Annotated in this window: 17 protein-coding genes and 1 pseudogene; 8 read left to right on the top strand and 10 right to left on the bottom strand. The window is 68.3% G+C overall.

What is annotated here, in order from left to right; genetic code table 11:
- Window positions 1-4: 4 nt before the first annotated feature.
- The 5 genes and pseudogenes from AB0K21_RS25415 to AB0K21_RS25395 form a co-directional block, all read right to left on the bottom strand.
- Window positions 5-703, bottom strand: a complete 699-nt coding sequence (locus tag AB0K21_RS25415; RefSeq protein WP_343961509.1) for an urease accessory UreF family protein — start codon at window positions 701-703, stop codon at window positions 5-7.
- Window positions 703-2,424 (bottom strand): urease subunit alpha, encoded by a 1,722-nt coding sequence (ureC, locus tag AB0K21_RS25410; protein WP_364153753.1) that lies wholly within the window; start codon window positions 2,422-2,424, stop codon window positions 703-705. Before ureC ends, AB0K21_RS25415 begins: the two co-directional genes overlap by 1 nt.
- A gap of 135 nt (window positions 2,425-2,559) precedes the next feature.
- Window positions 2,560-2,844: pseudogene (locus AB0K21_RS25405) on the bottom strand (urease subunit beta); the annotation flags it as partial.
- A gap of 147 nt (window positions 2,845-2,991) precedes the next feature.
- Window positions 2,992-3,300 carry an urease subunit gamma gene (locus tag AB0K21_RS25400; RefSeq protein WP_343961505.1) on the bottom strand — a complete coding sequence of 103 codons (309 nt, stop codon included), beginning with the start codon at window positions 3,298-3,300 and terminating at the stop codon, window positions 2,992-2,994.
- A 21-nt stretch (window positions 3,301-3,321) separates the two neighbouring features.
- A complete protein-coding gene (locus AB0K21_RS25395; protein WP_343961503.1) occupies window positions 3,322-4,224 on the bottom strand; it encodes an urea transporter in 903 nt (300 codons plus the stop codon).
- A gap of 341 nt (window positions 4,225-4,565) precedes the next feature.
- Between AB0K21_RS25395 and AB0K21_RS25390 the strand changes: the two genes are divergently transcribed.
- The 3 genes from AB0K21_RS25390 to AB0K21_RS25380 all read left to right on the top strand — a co-directional run bounded on the left by AB0K21_RS25390 (window position 4,566) and on the right by AB0K21_RS25380 (window position 8,447).
- The gene (locus AB0K21_RS25390; protein ID WP_364153748.1) at window positions 4,566-5,789 is read left to right on the top strand and encodes an ammonium transporter; all 1,224 of its coding nucleotides are present in this window, start codon (window positions 4,566-4,568) and stop codon (window positions 5,787-5,789) included.
- Between the two features lie 30 nt (window positions 5,790-5,819).
- Window positions 5,820-7,667 (top strand): APC family permease, encoded by a 1,848-nt coding sequence (locus tag AB0K21_RS25385; protein ID WP_364153745.1) that lies wholly within the window; start codon window positions 5,820-5,822, stop codon window positions 7,665-7,667.
- Window positions 7,668-7,937: 270 nt separating this feature from the next.
- Window positions 7,938-8,447 (top strand): hypothetical protein, encoded by a 510-nt coding sequence (locus AB0K21_RS25380; protein ID WP_364153742.1) that lies wholly within the window; start codon window positions 7,938-7,940, stop codon window positions 8,445-8,447.
- Window positions 8,448-8,598: 151 nt separating this feature from the next.
- On the opposite strand, the gene AB0K21_RS25375 is transcribed toward AB0K21_RS25380, so the two are convergent.
- The 5 genes from AB0K21_RS25375 to AB0K21_RS25355 all read right to left on the bottom strand — a co-directional run bounded on the left by AB0K21_RS25375 (window position 8,599) and on the right by AB0K21_RS25355 (window position 12,353).
- Window positions 8,599-9,414, bottom strand: coding sequence for an SDR family oxidoreductase (locus AB0K21_RS25375; protein WP_343961492.1), 816 nt, complete (start codon window positions 9,412-9,414; stop codon window positions 8,599-8,601).
- Window positions 9,411-9,956: a carboxymuconolactone decarboxylase family protein gene (locus AB0K21_RS25370; RefSeq protein WP_343961490.1), complete on the bottom strand. Its 546-nt coding sequence runs from the start codon at window positions 9,954-9,956 to the stop codon at window positions 9,411-9,413. The genes AB0K21_RS25375 and AB0K21_RS25370 overlap by 4 nt, the downstream gene beginning before the upstream one ends.
- A gap of 380 nt (window positions 9,957-10,336) precedes the next feature.
- Window positions 10,337-10,933 (bottom strand): dihydrofolate reductase family protein, encoded by a 597-nt coding sequence (locus AB0K21_RS25365; RefSeq protein ID WP_364153738.1) that lies wholly within the window; start codon window positions 10,931-10,933, stop codon window positions 10,337-10,339.
- Window positions 10,934-11,037: 104 nt separating this feature from the next.
- Complete coding sequence (locus AB0K21_RS25360; RefSeq protein ID WP_364153736.1) at window positions 11,038-11,769, bottom strand: SRPBCC domain-containing protein; 732 nt, start codon at window positions 11,767-11,769, stop codon at window positions 11,038-11,040.
- On the bottom strand, window positions 11,766-12,353 hold the full coding sequence (locus AB0K21_RS25355; protein ID WP_343961484.1) for a helix-turn-helix domain-containing protein: 588 nt from the start codon (window positions 12,351-12,353) through the stop codon (window positions 11,766-11,768). Before AB0K21_RS25355 ends, AB0K21_RS25360 begins: the two co-directional genes overlap by 4 nt.
- Window positions 12,354-12,601: 248 nt before the next feature.
- Here AB0K21_RS25355 and AB0K21_RS25350 point away from each other — a divergent pair, with 248 nt between their 5' ends.
- From AB0K21_RS25350 to AB0K21_RS25330, 5 genes are all read left to right on the top strand, one after another.
- Complete coding sequence (locus AB0K21_RS25350) at window positions 12,602-13,156, top strand: YceI family protein (protein ID WP_364153732.1); 555 nt, start codon at window positions 12,602-12,604, stop codon at window positions 13,154-13,156.
- Between the two features lie 378 nt (window positions 13,157-13,534).
- Window positions 13,535-15,598 carry a toxic anion resistance protein gene (locus AB0K21_RS25345; protein ID WP_364153729.1) on the top strand — a complete coding sequence of 688 codons (2,064 nt, stop codon included), beginning with the start codon at window positions 13,535-13,537 and terminating at the stop codon, window positions 15,596-15,598.
- Window positions 15,595-15,948, top strand: coding sequence for a hypothetical protein (locus tag AB0K21_RS25340; protein WP_364153726.1), 354 nt, complete (start codon window positions 15,595-15,597; stop codon window positions 15,946-15,948). Before AB0K21_RS25345 ends, AB0K21_RS25340 begins: the two co-directional genes overlap by 4 nt.
- Window positions 15,935-16,564, top strand: a complete 630-nt coding sequence (locus tag AB0K21_RS25335) for a hypothetical protein (protein ID WP_343961476.1) — start codon at window positions 15,935-15,937, stop codon at window positions 16,562-16,564. The genes AB0K21_RS25340 and AB0K21_RS25335 overlap by 14 nt, the downstream gene beginning before the upstream one ends.
- Window positions 16,565-17,302: 738 nt before the next feature.
- Window positions 17,303-19,384 (top strand): protein kinase, encoded by a 2,082-nt coding sequence (locus AB0K21_RS25330; RefSeq protein ID WP_364153723.1) that lies wholly within the window; start codon window positions 17,303-17,305, stop codon window positions 19,382-19,384.
- Window positions 19,385-19,582: the final 198 nt, after the last annotated feature.

Below are 19,582 nucleotides of genomic sequence, written 5' to 3'. Positions count from 1 at the left end.
CCTCTCAGGTGATGAACAGGCGGGCCGCTGCCCGCTCGTGCGCGGCCGAGACCGTGTCGGCGACGGGTACCGAGCCGTTCAGGTCCATGGGGTCCTCGGCGGCGAGCGCCGCCCGTGCGACCCGGGCGAGGTCCGGCCGGACCTCGCCCAGGATCCGCTGGGCCCGGCGGAAGTCGGTGCGGCCCAGCCGCACCGCCGCCGCCGTCCAGCCCGCGGCGAAGGCGTAGAGGTCACCGGCCACCGCGTGCGCGACGGGCACGCCCATGCCGGCGTGGATCACGCCGACCACGACCGCGTGGTTGCCCGGCGCGGCCCTCTCCGCCACCAGGGCCGCCAGCCGGGCCGCCTCCGGCGAGGCGAACGCCCACACCGCCGTGTCGAGGACCTGCCGGCCGGTCCTGATCGAGGCGGAGCGCTGCTCGCGGTTGAGTTTGATCGCGTGCAGCCGCCGGTCGACCTCGACCAGCCGGTCCCAGTCGCCCGCTCCGGCGGCCCGGTGCGCCAGCACCAGGGCCGTCGCGTCCCCCGGCCCGACCGAGTTGTACAGCAGATCGGTCAGCAGGCCGCGCAGGTCCGCCGATCCGGTCGCGCCGAGCTGGACGTACCCCTCCAGTCCGTGCGAGAGCGTGTACAACCCGCTCGGGAAACCGGAGTCGGTGAGCTGCAACTGGGCGAGCAGCGGGCCCAGGCCGGCCAGGCTCATCAGATGAAGTAGAGCCGGTTCAGCGGCAGCTTGGTGGCCGGCTCGATGCTGACCGGCTTGCCGTTCACCGAGACCTTGTAGGTCTCCGGATCGACCATGATGTCGGCCAGCGTCGAGTTGCGCAGCATGTGGCGCTTGTCGACGGTACGGCACTGGCGTACCTCCCGGACCATCCGCTGCAGGCCGAGCCGCTCGGGCACGCCCGCTTCGATCCCGGCCTGCGACATGAAGGTGACGCAGGTCTCCTTCAGCGCGGTGCCGAAGGCGCCGAACGTCGGCCGGTAGTAGACCGGCTGCGGCGTCGGCAGGGACGCGTTCGGGTCGCCTATCGGCGCCCAGTTGATCATTCCGCCCTTGACGACCAGGTAGGGCTTGGCCGCGAAGGAGTGCACCTGCCAGAGCACGATGTCGGCCAGCTTCCCGTCCTCCAGCGAGCCGATCGTGTCGGCCATCCCGCAGGCGCGGGCCGGATTGATGGTCAGCTTGGCCAGGTATCGCAGCACCCGGAAGTTGTCGCTGCGCTCGGAGTCCTCCGGCAGCGCGCCCCGCTTGTCCTTGCAGTGATGGGCGATCTGGAAGGTACGGGTGAACGACTCGCCCACCCGGCCCATCGCCTGCGAGTCCGACCCGATGATGCTGATGATGCCCAGGTCGTGCAGGACGGTCTCGGCGGAGATGGTCTCGGCGCGCACCCGGCTCTCCGCGAACGCCACGTCCTCGGGGACGTCGTAGCTGAGATGGTGGCAGACCATCGTCATGTCCAGCAGTTCGTCCACCGAGTTGCCGGTGTAGGGCAGCGTCGGGTTCGTGGAGGCCGGCAGCACGTTGGGCTCCCCGGTCACCCGCAGGATGTCCGGGGCGTGCCCACCGCCGGCGCCCTCGGAGTGGTAGGTGTGGATCGCCCGGCCGTTGATCGCGCTGATGGTGTCCTCGACGAACCCGGCCTCGTTCAGCGTGTCGGTGTGGATGCTTATCTGGATGTCGTACGCGTCGGCGACGGACAGCGAGCAGTCGATGACGGCCGGCGTGGTCCCCCAGTCCTCGTGCACCTTCAGCCCGCAGGCCCCCGCCTTGAGCTGCTCCTCCAGGGAGGCCGGCAGGCTGCTGTTCCCCTTTCCGTACACCCCGACGTTGATCGGGATGGCCTCGTACGCCTGCAGGATGCGGGCGATGTTCCACGGTCCCGGGGTGCAGGTGGTGCCGCGGGTGCCGTCGGCGGGACCGGTCCCCCCGCCGACCAGGGTGGTGATCCCGTTGCTCAGCGCGTTCTGTGCCTGTCGCGGGGAGATGAAGTGGACGTGGGTGTCGATCGCACCGGCGGTGGCGATGAGGTTCTCGCCGGAGATCACCTCGGTGCCCGCGCCGATGACGAGCCGCCGGTCGACTCCGTTCTGGGTGTGCGGGTTGCCCGCCTTGCCGATCCCGGCGATTCTGCCGTTCTTGATCCCGATGTCGCCCTTGACGATGCCCAGGACCGGATCGATGACCACCGCGTTGGTGATCACCACGTCGAGGGCGACCGTGGCGTTCTGCGAGGCCGGGTCGGCCGACATCCCGTCGCGGGCCGTCTTGCCGCCTCCGTACTGCGCCTCGTCCCCGTAGTGCCCCTCGGTGTGGTCCTTCTCCACCTCGACGACGAGATTGGTGTCCCCGAGGCGTATCCGGTCGCCCACCGTGGGGCCGTACATGGTCGCGTACTGCTTACGGCTCATCGTGGTCATCGGGATTCAGCCCTTCTTCTTGGAGCCTGAGGAGCCGTTCTTCTTCGACGAGGCCGCTGTGGAATCACCCGGCTCGTCGAGGTAACCGCGTTCGCGCATCCTTTTCAGCGCCTCGCGATGCGCCTCGCGCGAGCGGACGCTTCCGTTGAGCAGCCCACCGAAACCGACGATCCGCAGACCCCCGCCGTACTCGACCAGGTTCACTTCCTTGGTGTCTCCGGGCTCGAACCGGACGGCGGTACCGGCAGGAATGTCCAGGCGTTTGCCGAACGCCTTGTCCCGGTCGAATCTCAGCGCGCGGTTGGTCTCGAAGAAATGGAAGTGCGAGCCCACCTGAACGGCCCGGTCGCCGGTGTTGTGCACGGTCAGCTTCGCCCGGGGCTGACCGGCGTTCAGCTCGATCCGTCCCTCGCCATAGATGTAGACGTCGTCATCCGACACGGGATGTCGCCCCCTTCGGGTTCGCCACCGCCCGGAGGCCGTGGTGATGGTCGTCGTGGTCGTGGTGGTGTCCGGCCGCCGCTGACGACGGTCCGCAGCGCGGCAGGAGCGCGTGTTCCCCGGGCATCACTTCCCGCCGACCGGATCATGGCAGGAGACCAGCTTGGTGCCGTCGTCGAAGACGGCCTCGACCTGCAGCAGCTTCAGCATTCCGCGCACTCCGGGCAGCACGTCGTCGGGCCCGACCACCTGCTTGCCCAACTCCATGCACTCGGCGACCGTCTTGCCGTCCCGGGCCGCCTCCACGATCGTCGAGCTGATCAACGCCACCGTCTCGCCGTAGTTCAGTTTCAGTCCGCGCCCGCGGCGCTGCTCGGCCAGCTGAGCCACGAGGAAGATGAGCAGCTTGTCCATCTCGCGTGGTGTGAGATTCATCGGGGTCCTTTCTCCGCACGGCTATCCGGCGCGCTGGATTTTCTTGAACATCGGGATGGCCGCCAGGAACACCCAGCTCACCAGGACGAACGGCCAGGTGAGGGTGTGACCGCCGGTGACGGCGAACAGGTTGCCGATGGCGGCGGTCAGACCGGCCGCGGACACCGCGCCGATCACCGCGTAGACCGCGCTCACCCTGTTCACCAGCACGAACGTGCCCCACAGCGCGAGCCCGGTCAGCACGGAGTTGTAGCCGTACAGGCCGGCTCCGAGATCGGCTGCCTGCGCGCCCAGCACCCAGCCGGTGAGCAGGCCGACCAGGCTGGAGAGGAGCGCGACCAGCCCGGTCACCCAGCCGGCCACGAACAACCCGATCAGGAAGATCAGGCCGACGTACCACTGGTTCTGGAAGAACACCTGGCCGACGCCGCTGAGCGTGCCCCGCCAGAAGTCGTGCCAGCTCATCGCGGTGCCCGGAGCGGTGGCCGACGGCGGGGCCGAGCGCGCGTGCTCCGCCCAGATCCGGCTGAAGGACGGCCCGCCGATCACCATCACGCTGGTGATCACGCAGAAGGGCGCGGTGAAGGTCGGCAGGTCGTACGGGGTGAGCAGCACGTTCAGCGCCGAGGTGAGCACGCTCCCGGCGATCGCCCCGGCGATGACCAGGAGCACGGTCATCCACCGGACTTCCAGGTAGAGCACCAGGCCGACACCGATCAGCGTGCCGCAGAAACCCTCCAGTCCCACCGAGACCCGGTCCCAGGTGACGCCGAACAGGTACGCGGTGACCGTGGCGACGAGCGTGCCCAGCAGGCCGAAGACACCGAACCGCCAGCCACCGACGAACAACGCGACGATGAAGACCAGGCCCGTCCACTGGTTGGGCTGGAAATCGACCTGCGCGACCCCGCGGGGGATCGTCAACAGGTACTCCAGCGCGCGACGCCCCTTGGCAGGGTGCTCACCTCCGGGTGAGCCCGATGACGGAAACGCCGATGTCATAAACGTCGCCCTTCCCACCACTGGCGCACATCCCGCCCGCGGACGGCCGTCAACGGTGAATCCACGATGTGGGCACACAGCACTACTTTCCACGTGCCGAACCGGCAAAAATCAACCAAGGCCAGCATTCGGTCAAATATCAAAGGTGCTGAGGTTAACTCCCGACTTAGACGCCAACCATGTGGGTCAGGGCATCTCCGCCGGCGGGCACGGAAAGAGCCGAAGGGGTAAAAAAGGACGAAGGGGCCATAATGTCAGTCGGAATGAGCAGCTGGATATCGAGCGGGCTGAACACCGGTGATTCGGCCTGGATGCTGACCAGCACCGCGATGGTGCTGCTGATGACTCCGGGACTGGCCTTCTTTTACGGCGGCATGGTCCGTTCCAATAATCTACTCACAACGCTTTACATGAGTTTCATCTCGATCAGCCTGGTGACCGTCATCTGGTTCGCCTACGGATACGGGCTGGCCTTCGGAAATGACCTCGGTGGTGCCGGGCTCATCGGCTGGAGCAATTTCCGGTTCGCGAACATCACCCCCGAGACGCTGCACCAGCAGATCCCCACGTACGTCTTCGCGCTGTTCCAGCTGACCTTCGCCATCATCACGGTCGCGCTGATCAGTGGCTCGATCGCGGGACGGGCCCGGTTCGGCCCGTGGATGCTCTTCGGCGTCCTGTGGATGACCCTGGTCTACGCGCCGGTCGCGCACTGGGTGTTCTCCACCTCCGGCTGGCTGCACAGGTGGGGCCTGCTGGACTTCGCCGGCGGGCTGGTCGTCGAGTTGAACTCGGGCATCTCCGGGCTGGCACTCGCACTGGTGCTGGGGCCGGGTGTCGCCTTCCGGCGCAGGGGCGCCCCGACGCCGGAGAACATCCCCATGGTCCTGCTCGGCCTGGCCCTGCTCTGGTTCGGCTGGTTCGGCTTCAACGCGGGCTCCGCGCTGACCGACGGCCCGCTGGCCGCCCGGGCGTTCCTCAGCACGATGATCGCGGGCTGCGCGGGGATGCTGACCTGGCGGCTGGTGGAGTGGATCCGCTTCCGCCACCTGACCAGGATGGGCTCGACCAGCGGCGCCCTGGCCGGGCTGGTGGCCATCACCCCGTCCTGCGGGTTCGTCAACGTTGAGGGCGCGCTCGTCGTCGGCATCATCGCCGCCCTCGTGTGCACGTACGCGGTCGAGATGAAACTGGTCCTGGGCTACGACGACACCCTGGACGTGGTCGGCTTCCACGGGGCCGGCGGTATCACCGGCATCGTGCTGCTCGGGTTCTTCGCCACCGGCGAGCTCGTCGGGACCCCCGGCCTCTTCTACGGCGGGTCGGTCGCACTGCTGGGCAAGCAGGTGGCCGGTGTCCTGGCCGTCGGCCTGTACAGCTTCATCGTCACGTTCGTCATCGGGAAGGCGGTCGACAGGCTGTTCCGGATGCGAGCGACCGAGGAGGAGCAGCGCGCCGGCTCGGACGTGGGCTTTGCCGAGGGGTGAGCCCGGCGGTCGCCGTGACGGATCGTCACCATGACCCCGCGCCGCCCACTGAACCGCCCTGTTCACGTCAGTTGGCGCGTCAGGCCCCAGCTGCGCCACGGTGAGGGTGAAAGGCAGCATCTGACCAGCCTGCAGGGGCTGGCCGCACTGTCGCTCGACGCTCTCAGCTCGGTCGCCTACGGGCCGGAGGCGATCGCGCTCATCCTGGTCGCCGCCGGTGGCGCCGCGATCGGTTACACGCTGCCGATCACCCTGGCCATCGTCGTGCTGCTCACCGTGCTGGTGATCTCCTACCGTCAGGTGATCGCCGCGTATCCGAACGGCGGTGGTTCCTACGCGGTGGCCAAGAGCGATCTCGGCGAGCGGGTGAGCCTGCTGGCCGCCGCGGCGCTCATCGTCGACTACGTGCTCACCGTGGCGGTCAGTCTCGCGGCCGGCGCCGCCAGCCTCGCCTCGGCCTTCCCCGTCCTGGCCCCGCATCTCCTGGCGATCTGCCTGGTGGGACTGGCCCTGCTGACCGCGGTGAACCTGTACGGCATCGCCGAGAGCGCGCGGGTGCTGATGCTGCCCACCGCGCTGTTCGTGGTGAGCGTCCTCGGCGTCGTGGTGCTGGGGCTGGCCCGCTCCCATCCGGCGGCCGTGGTGGGGGCTCCCATGCACGTCCCGGTGACCGACACGCTGGGGGTGCTGCTGATCCTCAAGGCGTTCTCCTCCGGATGTTCCGCGCTGACCGGCGTCGAGGCCATCGCCAACGGCGTGCCCATGTTCCGCGAGCCGAGGGTCGCGCGGGCACAGCGGACCGAACTGCTGCTCGGCGCGCTGCTCGGCACGATGCTGGTCGGGCTGGCGCTGCTCATCCACCGCGACCGGGTACAGCCCCGGCACGACGTCACCGTCCTCGCCCAGCTGACCGCCGGTGCCTACGGCACGGGCTGGGCGTACTACGCGACCAACCTCGTGGTCACGCTCGCCCTGGCACTGGCCGCCAACACCAGCTTCGGAGGCCTGCCGGTCCTGCTGAGCCTGCTGGCCCGCGACAACCGCCTGCCCCACCTGTTCGCGCTGCGCACCGAACGTCCCGTCCACCGCTACGGCGTCGTGGCCGTGGCGGTGGCGGCGGCCGTGATACTGATCGCGGTGGACGCGCGGACCCACAGGCTGATCCCGATGTTCGCCATCGGGGTGTTCATCGGCTTCACGATCAGCCAGGTCGGCCTGGTCAGGCACTGGGCGACCCTGCGCCCGCCCCGCTGGCTCGGCAGGGCGCTGCTCAACGGCACCGGCGCCCTGCTGACCGCCGGCGCCACCCTGGTGCTGCTCACCACCAAGTTCCTGGAGGGCGCCTGGGTGGTCGCCATCGTCATCCCGCTGCTCATCCTGCTCTTCGCCCGCATCGAGCGCTACTACACCGCGGTCGAAAAGCAGCTCGGGGTCGGGCGGACACCGCCCAGGCCCACCCGGCCCGCGGCGGTCGCCGAGGCCGGGAAAGTGATCATCATCCCGGTCTCTGACGTCACCACCAGGACGGAACGGGCCGTCAGCGCGGGCCTGGCCCTCGGTGGTGAGGTGGTGGTCGTCGCGGTGTGTTTCACCGAGGAGGAGGTGCACGACCTGCGGACGCGGTGGAACCTGTGGGATCCGGGGGTCCGTCTTGAGATCCTCGACAGCCCGCAGCACACCGTGGTCCGTCCCGTTCTCGACTACATCCGGCAGGTCGCCGACAGCGGCAAATGGGTCGCCGTGCTCATTCCCACCGTCGAGCCGCGGCACTTCCGCCATCGGGTACTGCACAACCAGCGTGACCTTTTCCTGATGGTCGTGCTACGGGAGCACACGGACGTGCTCGTCTGCCTGCTGCCCTTCCGAATCAATACATAGACGACACCAGCACTTAAAGCAGCTTTTTACGCTATGCGTTATCTATAGGTTGATTTGAGTATCACGTCATAAGCTGATTTAAGTGTCGCACTCGGCAGTTGGGCTGCCCGAATTGACATGATATTTCCAGCTAAAATGCCGGTCGCCCAGAAGCAATACCTAATCCTCCGCAAGACAGCCGACTTTCTGATGGTCGCTTTGCCCTCAGCAGGAATGGCCGGTGCGAGCATCGCCAGAGAGGCAGAACCGATCATGACATCTGGGGGAAAAATGCTTCGAAAACTAATCCTGGCGCTGGCCGTGGTCGTGGCGGCCGGATCACCGGCCGCCACGACCACGGCCTGGGCGGACGGGGTGTCCACCGCTCCGGCCGCGCAGGCGGCCATCGCCGCCGCGCCGGCCGCGCAGCAGGCGGGGAAGTGCGACCCGGGATCGCCGTGCGCGGCGGTCAACTGCGGCCCCGGCCGCGTCTGCGTGCCCTCTCCCAAGCAGTGTTTCACCACGCCGTGCCCGCAGTACGACTGCGTGCCCATCTCCGGCCCCGTCGGCCAGCCGTACTACCCGGGCTGGCAGCCTCCCTACCCGGGCTGGCGACCGCCGTATCCCGGCTGGCGACCGCCGTACCCGAACTCGTACCCGATCCCGCCGTACCCGGGCTGGCGCCCGCCGTACCCGGGCTGGCGGCCCCCGTACCCAGGTTGGCGACCGCCGTACCCGAACTCGTACCCGGTCCCGTGGCGGCCTCCGTACCCGCCGCCATGGCCTCCCCGACCCCGCTAACGGATGACGGTCCGCTTCCCTGGGAAGCGGACCGGCCGGAAACCTCTCGTCATTGACGGTGGCGGGAGCCATGCGGACCATGGCCGCATGGCTCCCGTCCCCTCCGGCGGGGCGCGCCCACAGCGCGCGAGGCAGCGCCGAGACCGGTGTCTCAGCCGATCCTGGCGCTCTGCCCTCCGTCGACCGGGAGCAGGACGCCGGTGATGAACCGGGCCTCCTCCGAAGCCAGGAAGAGGGCCGCGTTGGCGATGTCCCACGCCGTGCCCATGCCGCCCTTGAGCGGGACCCGCTGGTGGCGGCGGGCCGCGTACTCCTCCCTGTCCAAGCCGTACGCCGCCGCGCCCAGGTCGACGCCGAGCGGGGTGTCGATGAGGCCCGGCATGATGGCGTTGACCCGGATTCCGTAGCGGGCGTTCTCCAGGGCCAGCTGCTGGGTCGCGGCGTTCATGGCCGCCTTGGACATCTTGTAGGTGATGGGCGGATTGCCGGGAGAGGGGTTTCCGGCGATGGCCGCGATGGAGGAGATGTTGGTGATCACACCGCGCTCGGCGGCCCGCATCACGGGGAGCACCGCCCGGGCCATCAGCAGGATGCTGCCAGAGTTGATCATCATGGTCCGCGCCCAGTCGTCGGGCTCGACCGAGGTGGCCGAGCCGTCGCCGATGGCCACGCCCACGTTGTGATGCACCACGTCGAGGCGGCCGAAGCTCTCGACACAGGTGGCGACCGCGGTCGACCAGTCGTCGGCCACCGACACGTCACCCTGGACGGTGACCGCGGTTCCGCCCTGCTCCTCGACCAACCCCGCCGTGACCAGCATCGAGTCCAGGTCGCGGTCGATGAGGACGAGTTTGGCGCCCTCCCGGGCGAAGACCAGTGCCGTCGCCCTGCCGTTCCCGATCATCTGGCCGGGGGTCTGTCCGGCACCGGTGATGATCGCGGCGTACCCCTCCAGCCGGTCGGTCACGAGGCACCTGCCAGGTCGGGATCGATCTCGACGCCGAAGGTGTTCAGCGCCATCGCCGTCATCGTGTAGAAGCCGACGGTCATCGTGAAGTCCATCACCTGGTGGGTGTCCCAGCGGGTGGACAGCGACGTCCAGGCCGCCTCCGACAGGTCGTGCCCGCCGTGCAGCTCGTCGATCGCCCGCAGCAGTACGCGGTCGTCGTCCGCCCAGCCGGGATCTTCGGAGCCCGCGGCGATGCGGTCGATCTCCTCCTCGGTGAGCCCGGCCCGCCGCCCGATGACCACGTGCTGCGCCCACTCGTAGGAGGAACCCGACAGCGCGGCGGTACGCAGGATCACGATCTCCCTCTCCCGCGCGGGCAGCGTCGACTCGCGCAGCAGGTGCTGCCCGAGACCGAGCCAGCGCCGGAGCAGCCGGGGATGCCTGGCGAACGTGGTGAAGATGTTCGGCACCCGGTCACCCCCCACGGCCAGCCCGTCGAGCAGGCGCCGTGCCTGCTCATCCCCCTCGCCCTCGGGCAACGGCGGAATACGTGTCGTCATGCCCTGCCAACCCTTCGATCGATCGTGGCGCCGATTTCCCCGAGCGTGTACGGAGAACGACGAAGAGCATCCCCAGACACTGGAATCCAATTCGGAGATCCCGCGATCAAGTCGAGCACCGGCCGGCGATGACAGGCCTCGCGGCAGGAGCAACGGCGCGTTGAAAGGTGTGCCCCCACCGGTCACATCTCACACGGTGACGACGACCTTGCCGCACACGCCGGTGGCCTCCGCGCCGCGAACGTCCCCACACCTCCCCCCGCACCGATGATCAGAACCTTCTGCGCCCTTCCCGCCCCGTGAAGACTCCGCAGGACGGTGCAGGCCGAGACGGGAACGGCCGCCTGCTCGAAGGTGAGGTTCGCCGCCGTCTACCCGACCTACCCCTCGGCGACCGGCCGGTAGGTGCACAGGTGCACGCCCTTGTCGCTGATGGCCGTGGAGGTCAGTTCGAGCGTGCGCGACGCACCGCCGTCGGGGAAGATCGTCTTCCCGCCACCGAGAAGCACCGGCATGATCATAAGTCGGAGCTCGTCGACCAGGCCCTCGCTCAGCAGGGTGCGCGCGAGCGTGGGGCTCCCCATCACCACCAGATCGCCGCCGTCGCTCCCGTGCAGCTTCCGGATGCCGGCGACGGCCTCGTCGCCGGGGATGCGGACGGTGTTGTTCCAGGTCAGCTCGTCGTCGCCCAGCGTCCTGGACACGACGTACTTCGGAATGGCGTTCATCCGGTCGGCGAACGGGTCACCGGCCCGCCCGGGCCACGCCGCGGCCATCGTCTGCCACGTGCGGCGCCCGAACAGCAGTGCCCCGGCCTTGGCCACCGCGTCGTCGAAGGCGCCGCCCACCACCTCCGGATCGAAGAACGGGTGCGACCAGCCGCCGTGGGCGAAACCGCCGTCGGTGTCCTCCTCGGGTCCGCCCGGCGCCTGCACGACGCCGTCCAAGCTGATGAACTCGATGATCACGATGCGCATGGGACTGGCTCCTCCGGGTTCGCGTCACTGATTTCCGGCACCGCTGATCTGGTCGCGGTACGGGGGGATGAAGGTGCTGCTCGTCGTGGTCCGGCACCGGCCGGTCAGCCGAAGTGCTCGGCCATCCAGGTGTCCCACGCGGGCTGCTCGTCGCGGCCCGCGAAGTTCTGGTGGCCGAGCACGAGGGCGTCGCCGCGGTCGGTACCGGAGTGGATGAACCGGTACAGGCCCTCATCCGTCCGGACGCCCAGGTTGACGGGCAGGTTCGCGTAGTAGACGACCCCGGCGGAGCCGTCCGGGAGACGGACGTCGTCGCCCTCGGCGACGTCCGGCGTGACGCCCAGTTCCCGGGTGACGGTCTTCCAGACCGCGTCCGGGCCGCCCGCTCCGGGCCGGAAGGCCGTGGTGACCGATGGGGTGCGGCCGGTGAAGTGCGCGAGGTACTGCTTGAGGGTCTCCCGGTAGATGGGCCAGCCGGCCTGCATGGCCTCGAACTCGGTCTCCCAGTCGTCGCCGAGCATGCCGCTCTGCACGATCCGCAGCACGGTGGTGCCGCCGGCGCGCCCCTCGATGAGGTACTCGAACGCCATGAACTGGCCGTCGGGGGCCTGCTCGCTGCGGGTCGCCAGGCGGGCGCCCGGCTCGTAGGCGGTGATCGTGGCCTGCTCGGTCTGGCCCAGCATGGTCAGGTTCGCCGGGCCGCCCTCGGCGGTGCCCAGCTCGGTGCGTCCCATGAACCAGGAGTCGACGCCCGGCCCGGTCGCGATCGCGTCCCAGACCTGCTCGGGCGTGGCGCTGAGTTCGATCTCCTGGTTCAGCTCGAACGGGTGCGTCATCGGGTTTCCTTCGTGCTCGGGTGGACGGCGACGACGATCCGGTGGTCGCGGCCGTGCTCGGCGGACTGGTCGTGGTACTTGGACACCAGGGCCGTGACGGCCCCGGCGAGCTCCTGGGCGAACGCGGCCCGGTCGGCGGCCGAGGCGAAGCGCACCTCGGCGTCGATCGCGAAGGTCGCGACGCGTTTGCGCGCCTTGGCGGCGCCGGCGATGAGCGCCCCGACGTCGCGGACCAACCGGGCCGCGACGGCCAGCAGCCAGCCGGCCGACAGCTGGTCGGGAGAGCGGGCCGGGTCGGGCTCGACCGACGCCAGCGCGGCCGGGGAGATCACGTAGGAGGCCGCGGTCGCGCGCATGATGCGCTCGTTGACGTTGCCCTTGCGCCGCTCCTCGATCATCTCGACGAGCCCGTGCGCCTCAAGCGTCTTGAGGTGGTAGTTGACCTTCTGCCGGGGCAGGCCGACCTTGGCGGCCAGCATGGTCGCGGAGGCGGGCTCACTCAGCTCGGCCAGCAACCGGGCCCGGATGGGGTCCAGCGAGACCTCGGCGGCGGCCGGATCCTCGATCACGGCGATGTCCTGCATGACCACAGGCTATGACCGACAAATTAAATTGTCAAGGAAGTCCTATTCGTCGGTACACCGGCCTCACCGGGCTCGGGCCCCGGCGAGCCCCCTGCCGGCTCCGCGCGTACCGAAACCGGATCGCGGCTACCCGATCCCCGCCCGCGAGAAGCGACCGGTGGCCAAAAACGCGTCGGCTCCGGTCCCGGTCTTCGCCATGCCGACGCATGTGCCAGGGTGAGCTCTCGGGTGCGGGATAGCCTGACGTGGTGGGCATCACCTCTGGTAGCTACACGTTGGGACCTGAGTCCGGCCGGCTCGTCGTCGACACGACCCGTAGCGGGCTGGGCGCGAAGGCCGGCCACGACCTCACCATCGAGGTCACCCGTTGGCACGGCGAGGCCACGATCGACATCGCCGATCCGGCCGGCTCCTCGGTGACCGTCGAGGTCGACGCCGGGTCGTTCGAAGTCCGGGAGGGAACCGGCGGCGTCAAGCCGCTCACGGACTCCGATCGCCGGGAGATCAAGAAAAACCTTCAGGAGAAGGTCCTGCACGTCGATCGTCATCCGACGATCACGTTCCGGTCGACCCGGATCGGCGGAACGGCGGAATCGTTCCGCATCGAGGGTGATCTCACCGTCGTCGGCGTCACCCGGCCCGTCACGCTACAGGGCCTGCTGGCCGAGGACCGGGTACGCGGCTCGGTGACCATCGTGCAGACCGAGTGGGGCATCCGGCCGTATTCGGCGTTCTTCGGCGCGCTCAAAGTCAGCGACGACGTCGAGGTGCGATTCGACACCGGCCTCCTCCCGGGGCGGTGACCCCGGGCTCGGCCTCTGGTCCATGGTCGAGGTCGTCCACAGGTGCTCACCGATACCGGTGAGGCCTCGCCCCCGTCACCCGGCCCCATCTCCTGGGATCTCACGCCGACACCGGCTTTTCGGGCCCCGCTCCGGGTGAATCCATGGAAATCGCCGCCGGACCCGCTCAAGGTGTGCGGAACCAGGAGACTGGGACAGCCGAGATCGCGGTACGCGGTAGGTGACGGCATTCCCGCCTTACTTTATGGCGCGCAGGTGAATGAAAGCTGAATTATCAGCGCATCATGGATGCCTCACTCCGCCCTGTCGTCATATCTCACATAATTCAATGCAGAACGCTGATTTATGGCTATATGAGGCAAGCTTTCGAGGAATCACATGAAGCGTTGGATCGGCGTCGGGCTGGCGCTGCTCCTCGGCGCCGCCGTGGTGGCGGCGGTCGTGGTGGGCAACCGTGGCGGCGCGGAGACGCGGGAGCTCACCCTGGTGCGCGGGGTGATCGGATCGGAGAAGAAGCCGTTCTTCGACGATCGGCGAGTGCGGGCGGTCTTCGCCGAACACGGCCTCCGGGTGGAGGTCGACACCGCCGGATCACGCCAGATCGCCGCCTCGGTGGATCTCAGGAAGTACGGTTTCGCGTTTCCGTCCAGCGCTCCGGCGGCCGAGAAGATCAAGCGTGACCGGGGCGCCACCCACACGTTCGCACCGTTCTCCTCCCCCATGGCGATCGCCACCTTCGAGCCGATCGCGGACGTGCTCGCCAAGGCGGGCGTCGTGCGGGACTCCGGCCAGGGTTACCGGGTGCTCGATATCAAGAAATATCTGGATCTGGTGGTCAAGGGCACCCGGTGGGACAGGCTGCCGGGCAACACCGCCTACCCGGCACGCAAGCGCGTCCTGCTCACCACCACCGACATCCGCACCTCCAACTCCGCGGCGATGTACCTCTCGATCGCCGGCTACGTGGCCAACGGCGACGACGTGATCACCTCAAGCGCGCAGGGCACCGAGGTCGCCGGGGCCGTCGCTCCCCTCTTCCTCGACCAGGGGTACTCCGAGACCTCCACCGAGGCTCCGTTCGAGGACTACCTGGGGATGGGGAAGACGCCCATGGTCATGATCTACGAGGCGCAGTACGCCTCGCACCTCTTCGCGCGGGACGGCTTGATCCGCCCCGACATGCGGCTGCTCTACCCCTCGCCCACGGTCCTCAGCAAGCACACCCTCCTCCCACCCCCTGACCTCGCCTTCCCACCGCTTCGAGGAGAGACCACCGTGAGCGATCTCGTGCTCAGCCCGCCGGAACCCGTGGCCAAGGTGCCCGTGGAGAAGGCGGCCACCATGCTGCCGGTCCCTGAGGGGCGAGGCGCCGAACTGGCGGAGAAGGCGGGTGACTTCGCCGAGGAGCTGAGCGGCCTGGACCCGCGGTCGCCGGAGTTCACCCGCAAGGTGCACGACATCACCTCCATGGGCGACTCGGAGATCCGAGCCTCCTCCCAGGTGGCGAACCGCATGCTGAAGCGTCCGGTGGCCGCGCTGGCCTCCGCCAGGGGCGAGGGCAAGGACCCGCAGGCGGTGGTGGCCGGGCAGCTGACCGCGCTGCGCCGGACGATCGTCGACCTCGACCCCAAGCAGGCGTCCAGTCCGGGCAGGAAGCTGCTGGGACTGATCCCGTTCGGCAATAAGCTGCGCGACTATTTCGCGAAATATCAGTCGGCACAGCGGCACATCGACGACATCATCCGCGCCCTCAAGTCCGGACAGGACGAGCTGCGCAAGGACAACGCGGCCATCGAGGGAGAGAAGGCCGACCTGTGGGAGTCGATGAAGCGCCTGCAGGAGTACGCCCTGCTCGCCGCCGCCCTCGACGCCGCGGTGGAAGACAAGATCATGCATGTCGAGGCGGCCGACCCGGAGAAGGCCACCGCCCTCCGCTCGGACGCGTTGTTCGGCATCCGGCAGAAGCACCAGGACCTGCTGACCCAGCTCGCGGTGTCCGCCCAGGGTTACCTCGCGCTGGATCTGATCCGCAGGAACAACCTCGAACTGATCAAGGGCGTGGACCGGGCGACCACGACGACGATCGCGGCGCTGCGCACAGCCGTGACCGTGGCGCAGGCTCTCGCCAACCAGAAGCTGGTGCTCGACCAGATCACGACGCTGAACGCCACCACCTCCGACCTGATCGTGGCGACCAGCGAGATGCTGCGCACACAGGCGGCCGACATCCAGACCCAGGCGGCATCCACCACGGTCGACATGGACGCGCTACGCAAGGCGTTCGACAACGTCTACTCCACCATGGACATGATCGACACGTTCAAGGCCAAGGCCGTGGAGAACATGGCGATCACCGTGGACAGCCTGACCGTCGAACTCGACCACGCGCGCACCTACCTGGAACGCTCCCGGCACGACGGCGAAGGGGCGCTCCCGCGATGAGAGCACGAACGGGTTCTCGTCCGATCAGGCGGGCACTGGCCGCGCTGACCCTGCTGATGGCATCGGCCGCGTGCGGCGGGGCCGACGCGCCGGCCACCCCCGTGGACGGTCCCGACGTACTCCGCGTCCTCGCGGGAAGCGAGATCGGCGACCTGGAACCGCTGCTCAGGCGGGCCCAGGACGCGATCGGCGTGCGGATCGCGCTGTCGTACGCCGGAACGCTCGACGGAGCCGACCAGAGCGACGTCAACGAGATGAGGCAGATCGCCCAGCTCACCGGTGGGGCGACCTTCGACGCCCGGAAGGGTTCGCTGGCCGCGGCCTTCAAGGAGATCCGTGGCTACCAGTAGTCCCGGCGGCCGGATCCTCGCCTACGCCGGGTCGACCAGGAACATCGCCGGGTGCGCCCTGGCACTCGTCGGGGTGGCCCTGGTCTTCCTCGACGTCGCCGGGTCGTTCTGGCCCTTCGTGGTCGCCGGGCTGTACGGCGTCGGGGCGCTGCTGGCCCCGGCGGACCGGGTACGTCTCACGATCTCACACGCGGAGGTGGAGTCCCGGCGGCTCCACGCCGACCTGGACACCCTGCTGACCGAGATCGGCGGGAACCGGTTCCCCGACGACGTGGTGGCGAGGGTCGGCGTGCTGGCCGAGGTGGTGCGCGACATCCTCCGGCGGGCGGACACGCTCACCTCCGCACCCGACCACCTGCACATCGTGTCGCAGACGATCAGAGACTACCTGCCGTCCAGCCTGGAGGCGTACGCGAACCTGCCCCGCTCGTACGCGCTCACCCGGCGCGGCGAGCGGGAGCGCAGCGCCCACGAGGAACTGCTCGCCCAGCTCGACCTGCTGGACACCCAGCTGCGCAAGGTGGCCGAGTCGGTCTACCAAGGCGACGAGCAGGCCCTGCGCGACCAGGGCAGGTTCCTGCAGGACCGGTTCGGCGGCTCCGGCCTGGACCTTTGACCGCCTGACGTCTCCGGCGGCGCGGAGAGGCCCCGGACGGCCGTTGCCGAGTGGCGGGAAGGTCACTCGGCGGAGCGGAGGACCAGACCGATCCGCTACCGCACCCACTCGCCCACAGTGGCCCCCTCAAGAGACAGGTTCTCACCGGCCGCTGTCCGTCATGGCCTTCACCGTTACGGACGGAAAGATCGTCTCGATCGAGGTACTGGCCGCCCCCGAACGCCTCTGTGAGCTCGACCTGACGGTCCTCGACGACTGAACCATCCGGTACGGAGGCGTCATCGCGATCTACTCGCCCCAGGACTCCCGGTTCCCTACGGGCCACCGGCCCAAGTTGTCATCCGAGACGAGCGGGTGGAAACCAGCACTTCCCTCTCAAGATCGAAGATCCCCTGACCGACTTCCGAAACAGGTCCCAGGGGTCTTGCGTTGACTCCACTGTTGTCAAGCCCGTAGACCGAGGCGTGCTCTCGCGGGCCACGGTCTTCCCAAAACAGCACCCGAACCGTTGTTCGACCACATGGCGGCACCTGAGCGCCTCGGCCATTTTCAGGGGTCGGATCGGCGGTCGCAGGGCTGCATTTCCTTGAGGATTTAAGGCTTGCAGTGGCGACATGGGGGTTATTTGGCCGCCTGCACCGCGGGTTAGGTCCATAATCGCCTTAATGTATTTCTTTCTGAAGTCCGGGCGCACAGTAGACGATTATCGCTCTTGACCATGCGAATGAGGGTGACTGGGTGGAGGCTGGGCTGGAGGTCTCGGGCCGGTATCGGTTGGAGCGAACTCTGGGGGGCGGGAGTTTCGGTGAAGTATGGAGAGCCACCGATCTATTACGGGATCAGGTGGTCGCGATCAAGTTCCTGCACCGGGAGATCTCGGTGTCGAATCCGATTGTGTTGTCGAAGTTCCGGCAGGAAGCGAAGATCGCGGTACGGTTGGAACATCCGGGTATCACCCGGGTGGACGACTTCGGCGAGGATCGGGACGGCCGATGGTATCTGGTGATGGAGTTCCTGCACGGCCGTGATCTGGCGGCCGAGCTCGCCGACCACCCTGGTGGGTTGCCGACGCGGCGGGTGTTGTCGCTGGCGGTGCAACTGGCCGACGCGCTTGTGGCCGCGCATGGCATTGGGGTGGTCCATCGCGACCTCAAACCGGCGAACCTGATGCTGCTGCCGGGAGACCAGCTGAAGATCTGCGATTTCGGGATCGCGCAAATGGTCGATGCGTCCACCGCGCAGACCTTTGACGGACCTGTCGGCACCCCAAGCTATATGGCTCCCGAACAATGGCTGGGTCAGGAGACCGATCACCGTACCGACCTGTATGCCTTGGGCGGCATCCTGTACACCCTGCTGACCGGTCACCCGCCGTTCAACAGCGACAGGGCCGAAGGGCTGATGGGGCAGCATTTGAATATCAAACCCCCCAGAGTTCGCGCAGATCACCCCGACGTCCCCGCCGCGCTCGACAAGCTCATCGCCAAACTCCTGGCCAAGAAACCCGACCGGCGTCCCACCCACACTCACGACGTCCTCACCCACCTGCACCACATCGAACAGCGCCTCACACCCCCCGCCACCGCACCCCGTCCTCCCGGCGAACCTCCGATCGTCCCCCACCACCGCCCCATCCCGCCCGGCCACCGCCTCGGCCCATCTCGCCGAATCGTCCTCACCACAGCCGCTCTCTCCCTCGCAGCGGCCGTCCCCCTCGCCCTCGTCGCCATCAACCCCGAAACCGACTCCCCGGCACCCAGGCGAAGCCCCACCTCCCCCGGCGTCAGTACCGAGTCCGGGCCTCCCGACTACCGCGAACACCACCTCCTCTTCACCCTCGCCGGACACAAGAGGTCGATTCAGACGGTGGTGTTCAGTCCTGACGGCACCGCCCTCGCCACCGGCAGCGACGACGGGACCGCGAAGCTGTGGAACGCCAGGACCGGAGAGCTCATCACCACCCTCACCGGACACAAGCGTGAGGTCTGGGATGTGGTGTTCAGTCCCGACGGCACCGTCCTCGCCACCAGCAGTCTCGACGGGACCGTGAGACTGTGGAACGCAAGAACCGGAGAACTCACCACCACCCTCACCGGACACACGAATAGGAGTTTCGGAGCGCTGTTCAGCCCGGACAGCACCACCGTCGCCACCAGCAGCGGTGAGACCGTGAAACTGTGGGACGCCAGGACCGGAGAACTCACCACCACCCTCACCGGACACACGGGGTGGGTCCACGCGGTGGCGTTCAACCCCGACGGCACCACCCTCGCCGTCGGCTGCGACGACGGGACCGTGAGACTGTGGGACGCAAGGACCGGAGAACTCACCACCACCCTCACCGGACACACGAACAGCGTCTTCGCGGTGGCCTTCAGCCCCGACGGCACCACCCTCGCCACCGGCAGCGGCGACACGACCGCGAAACTGTGGAACGCCAAGAGCGGGGAACTCATCGCCACCCTCACCGGACACAAGGATTCGGTTCCCTCGGCGGTTTTCAGTTCTGACGGCACCACCCTCGCCACCGGCAGCATCGACGCGACCGCGAAACTGTGGAACACCAAGACCGGGGAACTCACCACCACCCTCACCGGACACACGCACAGCGTCTACGCGGTGGCGTTCGACCCCGACGGCACCACCCTCGCCACCGGCAGCCTCGACGCGACCGCGAAACTGTGGAACACCAAGACCGGGGAACTCACCACCACCCTCACCGGACACGAGGCCGCGATCAACGCGGTGGCGTTCGACCCCGACGGCACCACCCTCGCCACCGGCAGCGGCGACACGACCGCGAAACTGTGGGGAGAGTGAGAATCAACCGCACCTCTGACAGGCATGGCCGACCGCCCGGGGTGGGAGCGCTGGCAGCTGACGCTGCACGAGGAGCACGACCTGGCGGTCGGGCCGGATGGGCTGCGCAGCACGGTGCGCGGCGCGACCGGCTTCGAGCCGCCCAGCTTCGGGGAGGCCTGGGGGGCCGGGCCAGGTCTTCGGCATCACGCCCCGGGA

The organism is Streptosporangium sp. NPDC049248 (assembly GCF_040678965.1).
In the GTDB taxonomy this organism is placed as follows: Bacteria; Actinomycetota; Actinomycetes; order Streptosporangiales; family Streptosporangiaceae; genus Streptosporangium; species Streptosporangium fukuiense.
Note: the sequence above shows the minus strand (reverse complement) of the source record. Positions and strands in the feature narration are given on the sequence as shown.

Bases quoted from the DNA above. Each gene is read 5' to 3' on its own strand.
- AB0K21_RS25355 (WP_343961484.1), bottom strand. From the start codon at position 12,353: ATGCAGGACATCGCCGTGATCGAGGATCCGGCCGCCGCCGAGGTCTCG.
- AB0K21_RS25360 (WP_364153736.1), bottom strand. From the start codon at position 11,769: ATGACGCACCCGTTCGAGCTGAACCAGGAGATCGAACTCAGCGCCACG.
- AB0K21_RS25370 (WP_343961490.1), bottom strand. From the start codon at position 9,956: ATGACGACACGTATTCCGCCGTTGCCCGAGGGCGAGGGGGATGAGCAG.
- ureC (WP_364153753.1), bottom strand. From the start codon at position 2,424: ATGACCACGATGAGCCGTAAGCAGTACGCGACCATGTACGGCCCCACG.
- AB0K21_RS25345 (WP_364153729.1), top strand. From the start codon at position 13,535: ATGAAGCGTTGGATCGGCGTCGGGCTGGCGCTGCTCCTCGGCGCCGCC.
- AB0K21_RS25340 (WP_364153726.1), top strand. From the start codon at position 15,595: ATGAGAGCACGAACGGGTTCTCGTCCGATCAGGCGGGCACTGGCCGCG.
- AB0K21_RS25380 (WP_364153742.1), top strand. From the start codon at position 7,938: ATGCTTCGAAAACTAATCCTGGCGCTGGCCGTGGTCGTGGCGGCCGGA.
- AB0K21_RS25415 (WP_343961509.1), bottom strand. From the start codon at position 703: ATGAGCCTGGCCGGCCTGGGCCCGCTGCTCGCCCAGTTGCAGCTCACC.
- AB0K21_RS25385 (WP_364153745.1), top strand. From the start codon at position 5,820: ATGACCCCGCGCCGCCCACTGAACCGCCCTGTTCACGTCAGTTGGCGC.
- AB0K21_RS25400 (WP_343961505.1), bottom strand. From the start codon at position 3,300: ATGAATCTCACACCACGCGAGATGGACAAGCTGCTCATCTTCCTCGTG.
- AB0K21_RS25390 (WP_364153748.1), top strand. From the start codon at position 4,566: ATGAGCAGCTGGATATCGAGCGGGCTGAACACCGGTGATTCGGCCTGG.
- AB0K21_RS25365 (WP_364153738.1), bottom strand. From the start codon at position 10,933: ATGCGCATCGTGATCATCGAGTTCATCAGCTTGGACGGCGTCGTGCAG.